Annotated in this window: 7 protein-coding genes; 2 read left to right on the top strand and 5 right to left on the bottom strand. The window is 60.0% G+C overall.

The annotated features are described in order from the left end of the window. Positions 1-277 precede the first annotated feature (277 nt). The 3 genes from hda to upp all read right to left on the bottom strand — a co-directional run bounded on the left by hda (position 278) and on the right by upp (position 2,878). A complete protein-coding gene (hda, locus tag OKC27_RS15420; RefSeq protein WP_021231044.1) occupies positions 278-979 on the bottom strand; it encodes a DnaA inactivator Hda in 702 nt (233 codons plus the stop codon). A gap of 102 nt (positions 980-1,081) precedes the next feature. Continuing rightward, on the bottom strand, positions 1,082-2,101 hold the full coding sequence (locus tag OKC27_RS15415) for a DUF2066 domain-containing protein (RefSeq protein WP_182939324.1): 1,020 nt from the start codon (positions 2,099-2,101) through the stop codon (positions 1,082-1,084). A gap of 150 nt (positions 2,102-2,251) precedes the next feature. Then, the gene (upp, locus tag OKC27_RS15410; RefSeq protein WP_005334115.1) at positions 2,252-2,878 is read right to left on the bottom strand and encodes a uracil phosphoribosyltransferase; all 627 of its coding nucleotides are present in this window, start codon (positions 2,876-2,878) and stop codon (positions 2,252-2,254) included. 176 nt (positions 2,879-3,054) lie between these two features. Here upp and purM point away from each other — a divergent pair, with 176 nt between their 5' ends. Together purM and purN are read left to right on the top strand one after the other, a co-directional pair. Beyond that, entirely contained in the window at positions 3,055-4,092 is a 1,038-nt protein-coding gene (gene purM / locus OKC27_RS15405; RefSeq protein ID WP_163128310.1) for a phosphoribosylformylglycinamidine cyclo-ligase, read from the top strand. A gap of 32 nt (positions 4,093-4,124) precedes the next feature. Continuing rightward, entirely contained in the window at positions 4,125-4,763 is a 639-nt protein-coding gene (gene purN / locus OKC27_RS15400; RefSeq protein WP_182939323.1) for a phosphoribosylglycinamide formyltransferase, read from the top strand. 110 nt (positions 4,764-4,873) lie between these two features. Here purN and OKC27_RS15395 read toward each other — a convergent pair whose 3' ends face one another. Both OKC27_RS15395 and OKC27_RS15390 read right to left on the bottom strand, forming a co-directional pair. Then, on the bottom strand, positions 4,874-5,635 hold the full coding sequence (locus OKC27_RS15395; protein ID WP_058053734.1) for a Nif3-like dinuclear metal center hexameric protein: 762 nt from the start codon (positions 5,633-5,635) through the stop codon (positions 4,874-4,876). 141 nt (positions 5,636-5,776) lie between these two features. Next, positions 5,777-7,120 (bottom strand): sigma-54-dependent transcriptional regulator, encoded by a 1,344-nt coding sequence (locus OKC27_RS15390; protein ID WP_270806433.1) that lies wholly within the window; start codon positions 7,118-7,120, stop codon positions 5,777-5,779. Position 7,121 lies beyond the last annotated feature (1 nt).

Genomic DNA, 7,121 nt, shown 5'->3' with positions numbered 1-7,121 from the left:
AACCAATCAACAGGTTTCGGATTTTTACACATCAGGAGGATCGGTCAATGGATCCTTAACTGATCGGCATTAGGCCTGAAGCCGGGGTTTCTTTTTGAAAGGCCCTTCTCCCGAAGGGAGAAGGAACAAAGCTATAGAACCGGTTCACGGTCTGTGACGAGAGGTCGTCAGCGAGGTGAAGAGCAGCGCAGGAACCGGAGTGTATATGGATACATGAGGATTCCGAGCAGCACATGAGCCTTGCTCACGGCCTCGCAGTAAGAACGTAGCCAGGTTCTCAGAGCTCGAGGATCTCTTTGACAAAGGGAATGGTGAGCTTGCGCTTGGCGCGAAATGAGGCGTTGTCGAGCTGATTGAGGGTGGTGAGCAGGGTGCGCATATCGCGGGAGAGTCGGTTGAGCAGGAAGCGGCCCACATCGATGGGCAGTTTGAAGCCCCGCAGCTCGGCACGCAGCTGCAGGGCACTGAGCTTGCCTTCATCATCCAGCTCTTCGAGATGAAAACTGACACCCCAGTCGAGGCGCGAGGCCAGATCCGGCAGTTGCAGCCCCAGTTTGCGCGGAGCGCTGCAGCCGGTGACCACCAGCGTCCCCTCGCCCTTCTCCTGCCAGCGATTGTAGAAGTCGAACAGCGCCCGCTCCCACACGGCATTGCCAGCGATCGCCTCAAGGCTGTCGAGACAGACCAGCGGCAGGCTTTCGAGGGCATCGAGCATGCTGGGATCGAGCTGTTCAAACTGATCGAGGGAGAGATAAGCCGCCGCTGCATCGCGGGCGTTGACCTCGGCACAGGTGGCGTGGAGCAGATGAGAGCGTCCGGATCCCTTGGCTCCCCAGAAATAGAGGAAAGGCGATCCCTGACCGATGGCCGCGTTCTTGAGGGCGGTGATCAGATGAGCATTGGTGCCGGGATAAAAACTGACGAAGGTTTCATCATCCGGTAGTTGTACGGCTAAAGACAGTTGGGCCGGTTGCTTCACTCGTTGGGCTTTGACTGTGACATTTGTGGTTAAGTGTATCATCGCAAAGGCAGATAGAGAACCGCCCGGACAAGCCGGGCGGTCTACAAAAGCCTTATAAAATCAGGGCTGCGACCATTGGTAACGCAAACCGCTGCCATTATCGTCAACCTTGTGCAAACGACTCTCGAGCTGCAGCGCCCGCACCAGCTCGGCCTGCTCACCTTGCAGGGTAAAGTTGAAGGTGACCTGATCCCCCTCCAGCTTGCCGATCGCCACCTTGCTGACGTTGGCCATCCCCTGCAGCATCTTCTGCACGGCGATCATGCTGTCCACTTCGGCAAGGCCATCCACCACCAGGGTCTGACTGGTTGCCGGACCCGAAATGCGGGCACCGTAGTTTTTCACCAGCCAGGCCGCCAGGGTATCGGCAAACCCTTGCGCCACTTCAGCCTGAGTGCCACTGCTGTTGCCACGGGTCAGCTCGGTCACTTCACCGGCCGCTTTGGGGCCGTAGAGTCCCCAGTCGATGCTCCACTTGTCACCTTCCGGCGTCAGCTTGCCCAGCACTACCATCTCGGCGCCATAGCGCTGGCTCGCCTGCAAAATCGGGTCGGCAAAACGGCCCCAGACGTCGGTGGCACTGACCGCCATGTTGTCGTCGAGATCCATCAGCGGGATGCTGATGGGCAGCCCCAGCGTCTGTGCCTGATCGCGCAAGGCTTGCGCCCAACCATCGCTGGATTGATCCGCCAGCAAGCGACGCTCCCCCTGATCCACCACCAGCCAGATGGCCATCTGGGGACGAGCCGGGCCAAGCAGCGCAAACTGGCTCTCGGAGACCAGGCTGTTGACCTTGTCACTCTTGAACTCGGCTTTCAAATACTTGACCGAGTCCTGATCCTGATAGCCATAGCTTTTGACATAGTCGCCCGGTGCCGCCAGCGCCTTGACCACCACCGGCTGGGTGAGGATGTCGCGCTTGCCGGTCACCTTGATCAGCACCTGACCCAGTGCCTGCCCTTGAGCGGCCACCATGTCACCACTGGTCGGTGCCTTGCCCTGATAAAGGTCGGCCACCTGAGCGGCCGAGGCCATGAATGACAAGCCGCAGCAGAGGGCGGTCACAACACGTTTGAACATGAACAGAGTCTCGAAATGGGAGAGTGTGCTTATGGTAGCGGCAAGGCGTATCCTGCGGCAAGGCTGGCACAAGCGGCCACAAACAGCAGAGCCGGCGATGCGCCGGCTCCGATCACCCCTTCCACATGGGAAGCGGGTCAAGGTTTCAAGTTACTTGGTACCGAAGATCTTGTCGCCTGCATCGCCCAGACCCGGCACGATGTAGCCTTTCTCGTTCAGCCCCTGGTCGACAGAAGCACAGTAGAGCTCTACGTCAGGGTGAGCGGCTTCCAGCGCCTTGATCCCTTCCGGCGCGGCAACCAGTACCAGCACCTTGATGGATTGACAGCCTTTCTTCTTCAGCAGATCGATGGTGGCAATCATGGAGCCGCCGGTGGCCAGCATCGGATCGATGACCAGCGCCAGACGCTCTTCGATGTTGCTGACGATCTTCTCGAAATAGGGAACCGGTTGCAGGGTCTCTTCATCGCGGTAGATACCGACCACGCTGACGCGGGCGCTCGGCATGTGCTCCAGCACGCCATCCATCATGCCAAGGCCGGCACGCAGGATAGGTACGACGGTTACCTTCTTGCCCTTGATCTGGTCAACTTCTACTGGCCCATTCCAGCCATCGATGATAACCTTCTCGGTTTCGAAGTCAGAGGTCGCTTCATAGGTCAACAAACTGCCCACTTCTTTGGCCAGTTCACGGAAACGCTTGGTGCTGATATCGCCTTCACGCATCAGACCGATCTTGTGTTTGACCAGGGGGTGTTTGACTTCAACGACTTTCATTATTATCTCCTCTAACCTGCCGCAAAAAAATCGCGGAATCATACAACAAAAGCCGCCGCTTGTAGAGCATTTCCGCGCAAAAACGCGCAAACGATTTCCTTTCTGGTTTTTCACCGCCACTGTTAGAATACGCCCCGAATTTTACCCTCCACTTCTTTACATGACGGGGAATACGCGTGACTGACAAAACCTCACTGAGCTACAAGGATGCTGGCGTAGATATCGATGCCGGCAATGCACTGGTTGAACGTATCAAGGGCGTGTCAAAGCGCACTCGTCGTCCTGAAGTCCTTGGTGGTCTTGGCGGCTTTGGGGCCCTGTGTCAAATCCCTGCGGGCTACAAGGAGCCGGTACTGGTCTCCGGTACCGATGGTGTGGGCACCAAGCTGCGGCTGGCCATCGACCTGAAGAAGCATGACACCGTGGGCATCGATCTGGTGGCCATGTGCGTCAATGACCTGATCGTACAGGGCGCCGAGCCGCTGTTCTTCCTCGACTACTATGCGACCGGCAAGCTGGACGTGGACACCGCGGCCGCTGTGGTCACCGGGATCGGTGCCGGTTGCGAGCAGTCAGGCTGTGCCCTGGTGGGCGGCGAGACCGCCGAGATGCCGGGTATGTATGAAGGGGAAGACTACGACATCGCCGGTTTCTGCGTCGGTGTGGTGGAGAAGAGCGAAATTATCGACGGCAGCAAGGTCGGTGAAGGGGATGCCCTGATCGCCCTGGCCGCCAGCGGCCCCCACTCCAACGGCTTCTCGCTGGTGCGCAAGATCCTGGAAGTCTCCAAGGCCGACGTGCATCAGCCGCTAGGTGACACCACTCTGGCCAACGCCCTGCTGGAGCCGACCCGCATCTACGTCAAGCCGGTACTCAAGCTGATCAAGGAGTGCGAGATCCACGCCCTCTCCCACATCACCGGCGGCGGCTTCTGGGAAAACATCCCTCGCGTCCTGCCCGCCAACACCCAGGCGGTGATCGACGAGCAGAGCTGGCAGTGGCCGGCGGTGTTCAGCTGGCTGCAGCAGGCTGGCAACGTCACCCGTCACGAGATGTATCGCACCTTCAACTGCGGTGTCGGCATGATCATCGCCCTGCCCGCCAACCAGCTGGAGAAGGCGCTGACCCTGCTCAAGGCACAAGGCGAGAACGCATGGCACATCGGCCACATCGCCAAGGCAGCCGACGGTGAGGAGCAGGTCGTCATTCAATGAATGACCGGATCAACAACCAAATGACCTCCCCTATGAAACGCATCCTGGTGCTGATCTCCGGCAGCGGCAGCAATCTGCAGGCGATCCTCGACCACTGCACCAGCGGCAAGATCGCCGGTGAGGTGGTCGGCGTCATCAGCAACAAGGCCGATGCCTATGGTCTGGTTCGCGCCAAAGAAGCAGGCGTGGCGACCTCCATTCTGGCCCAGCAGCAGTTCGCCAGCCGGGAGGAGTATGACGCCGCCCTGCTGGCGCTGATGGCAGACTATCAGCCAGATCTGGTGGTGCTGGCCGGATTTATGCGGATATTGAGCGGCGATCTGGTGCGCCATTTCGCCGGGCGGATGATCAATATCCACCCCTCCCTGCTGCCCAAGTATCAGGGCCTTCACACCCACCAGCGCGCTATCGATGCCGGTGACAGTGAACACGGCGCCAGTGTCCACTTCGTCACCGAAGAGTTGGACGGGGGCCCGGTGATCCTGCACGCCCGCGTGCCCATCTTCGAAGGGGATGATGCTGATGAGGTGGCGGCACGGGTACAGGCGCAGGAGCACAGCATCTATCCGCTGGTGGTACGCTGGTTCTGCGAAGGCCGGCTGCAGATGGTAGATGGTGCCGTGCAACTGGATGGCACCCTGCTGGGTCCCGCTGGTTACGCCTGCGAGTAACCGCTAACAACTGCATGTCAGATGCAACAAGGGAGGCTCAGGCCTCCCTTGTCATTTCTACCTATCTGCACGATGGCAGCGGTCAGGTCCGATTACGCGGCTAAGCGACCCTACACCGGATTGTCGATATCGATAAAGGTGACATCCAGCCCGTGCACGGTCGCCAGCCACTCCCCCAGCGCCTTGACGCCGTAACGCTCTGTGGCGTGATGGCCAGCGGCGTAGAAGTGCATCCCCATCTCGCGGGCGGTGTGGATGGTCTGCTCGGAAGCTTCGCCGGAGATAAAGGCATCGATACCCTGCTCTGCCGCCAAATTGATGTAGCTCTGGCCACCGCCGGTACACCAGGCCACGGAACGGATAAGCTCGGGGCCGGTATCGCCGCAATAGAGTGGTTCGCGGCCAAGGCGCTCGGCAATCAGCTTGGCAAAGTCGGCTCCGCTCATCGGCTGCTCCAGCTTGCCCACCATGGCGACACTCTTGCTGTTCCACGGCTCCAGACCCCGACGTACCTTGATATCCAGCAGCTTGGCAAGCTGGGCGTTGTTGCCCACCTCGGGATGGACGTCCAGCGGCAAATGGTAGGCAAACAGGTTGATATCATGGGTCAGCAGGGTCTTGAGCCGACGCTGCTTCATACCGGTGATCTGGGCCGGTTCACCGCTCCAGAAGTAGCCGTGATGGACCAGAATGGCATCGGCTTCGGCAGCCACCGCCGCGTCGATCAGCGCCTGACTGGCGGTGACACCGGTCACCACCTTGCGAATGCGCTCGCGCCCCTCCACTTGCAAGCCGTTGGGGCAGTAATCCTTGATGGCGTGAGGTTCGAGCAGATGGTTCAATACGGTTTCGAGTTTTCGATGAGAGATCATAAGGGTCCCTTATTAAGGCTCGGTCCCCTGCTTTACCAATAAAAACAGGGCCCAGGCTCAAAGCGCCAAGGGCCCCATGATAATCGAGCCGAGCCGTCAAGACCATGACAGCCCCCACACAGTGCGGTTTCCCTCCCGGCCTCAGGCTGGCAGGTCGATCCCCGCCTCCCGCATCTGGGCCAGCTTGTAGCGCAGAGTACGCGGGCTGATCCCGAGCCGGTCGGCCACATCCTTGCGACTGCCGTTGCACTCTTGCAGGGTGTCGAGAATGATCTGGTGCTCCTGCTGCTTGAGTTCGCTACCGAGGCGATCACCGCCATAAGCGCGCTCTGCGACGGCAAACTCCATCTCCTGCTCGTCTACCTCTTCCAGAATGAGGTGGCTGCAATCGATCACGCCATCAGGGCTGAGGATCAGCGCACGCTGTACCACGTTGTCCAGCTCCCGCACGTTGCCGGGCCAAGGATGGGCCAGCAGCCGCTCCCGCGAGGCGTCCGTCAACTGTGGTGTCGGCAACCCCTGCTGACTGGCATGAAGCGCCAGCAGGTGTTCCGCCAGCGGCAGAATGTCGCCGGGCCGCTCGCACAGGGCAGACCAGCGCAGCGGGAAGACGTTGAGGCGATAGTAGAGATCCTCGCGAAATAGGCCATCCTGCACCGCTTTTTTCAAATCCCGGTTACTGGTGGCGATGACCCGCACATCCAGCGGGATCATCTTGCGACTGCCGAGCCGCTCCATCTCTTTCTCCTGCAACACCCGCAGCAACTTGGCTTGCAGCCCCTGATCCATCTCGGTGATCTCGTCAAGCAGCAGGGTGCCCCCCTGCGCCTGCTCGAACTTGCCGGGGCAACCCTGCACTGCACCGGTGAAAGCCCCCTTCTCGTAGCCAAACAGGGTCGCCTCCAGCATGTTCTCCGGAATGGCGGCGCAGTTGATGGCGACGAAAGGCTGCTCGGCGCGGCTAGAGTTGTCGTGAATGTAACGGGCCAGCACCTCTTTACCGGTTCCGCTCGGGCCGGTCACCATCACGGTCGCTTCGCTTCTGGCCACCCGGGTCGCCAGCTGGAACAGCTCGGCGGTTTTGGGATCCCCGTAGACCACGGCTCGCTTCTCCACCTTCTGGGCGGGCACGTAGCGGCTGACCTGATTGAGCAGCACCTCCGGCGAAAATGGCTTGGCCAGATAGTCGATGGCCCCTTCGCGCATGGCACGCACCGCGCCATCGATGTTGGCGTAGGCGGTCATCAGCAGCACAGGGATCTGCGGATATTGCTGGCGGATGGTGGCCAGCAAGGTAAGACCGTCCATCCCCCCCATCTGGATATCGGAGATCACCATGTCAAATGGCTGACGGGAGAGGGCCAGCAGAGCCCGCTCGCCGCTGTCCGCTTCACGGCACTCATAGCCCCCCAGTAACAGGGTATCCACCAGCGCTTCGCGCAGGCCATTGTCATCTTCAACTACCAGAATCCTGGCCTGTGTCATG

The sequence above is a fragment of the Aeromonas sp. QDB62 genome, assembly GCF_027705695.1.
Classification (GTDB): Bacteria; Pseudomonadota; Gammaproteobacteria; order Enterobacterales; family Aeromonadaceae; genus Aeromonas; species Aeromonas allosaccharophila.
The sequence above is the reverse complement of the archived record's forward strand: the minus strand, read 5'-3'. Positions and strand labels throughout refer to the sequence as shown.

What these genes read in the sequence shown, in the direction of transcription:
- OKC27_RS15415 (WP_182939324.1), bottom strand. Translation starts at nt 2,101, where the DNA reads ATGTTCAAACGTGTTGTGACCGCCCTCTGCTGCGGCTTGTCATTCATG.
- upp (WP_005334115.1), bottom strand. Translation starts at nt 2,878, where the DNA reads ATGAAAGTCGTTGAAGTCAAACACCCCCTGGTCAAACACAAGATCGGT.
- purN (WP_182939323.1), top strand. Translation starts at nt 4,125, where the DNA reads ATGAAACGCATCCTGGTGCTGATCTCCGGCAGCGGCAGCAATCTGCAG.
- OKC27_RS15395 (WP_058053734.1), bottom strand. Translation starts at nt 5,635, where the DNA reads ATGATCTCTCATCGAAAACTCGAAACCGTATTGAACCATCTGCTCGAA.
- OKC27_RS15390 (WP_270806433.1), bottom strand. Translation starts at nt 7,120, where the DNA reads ATGACACAGGCCAGGATTCTGGTAGTTGAAGATGACAATGGCCTGCGC.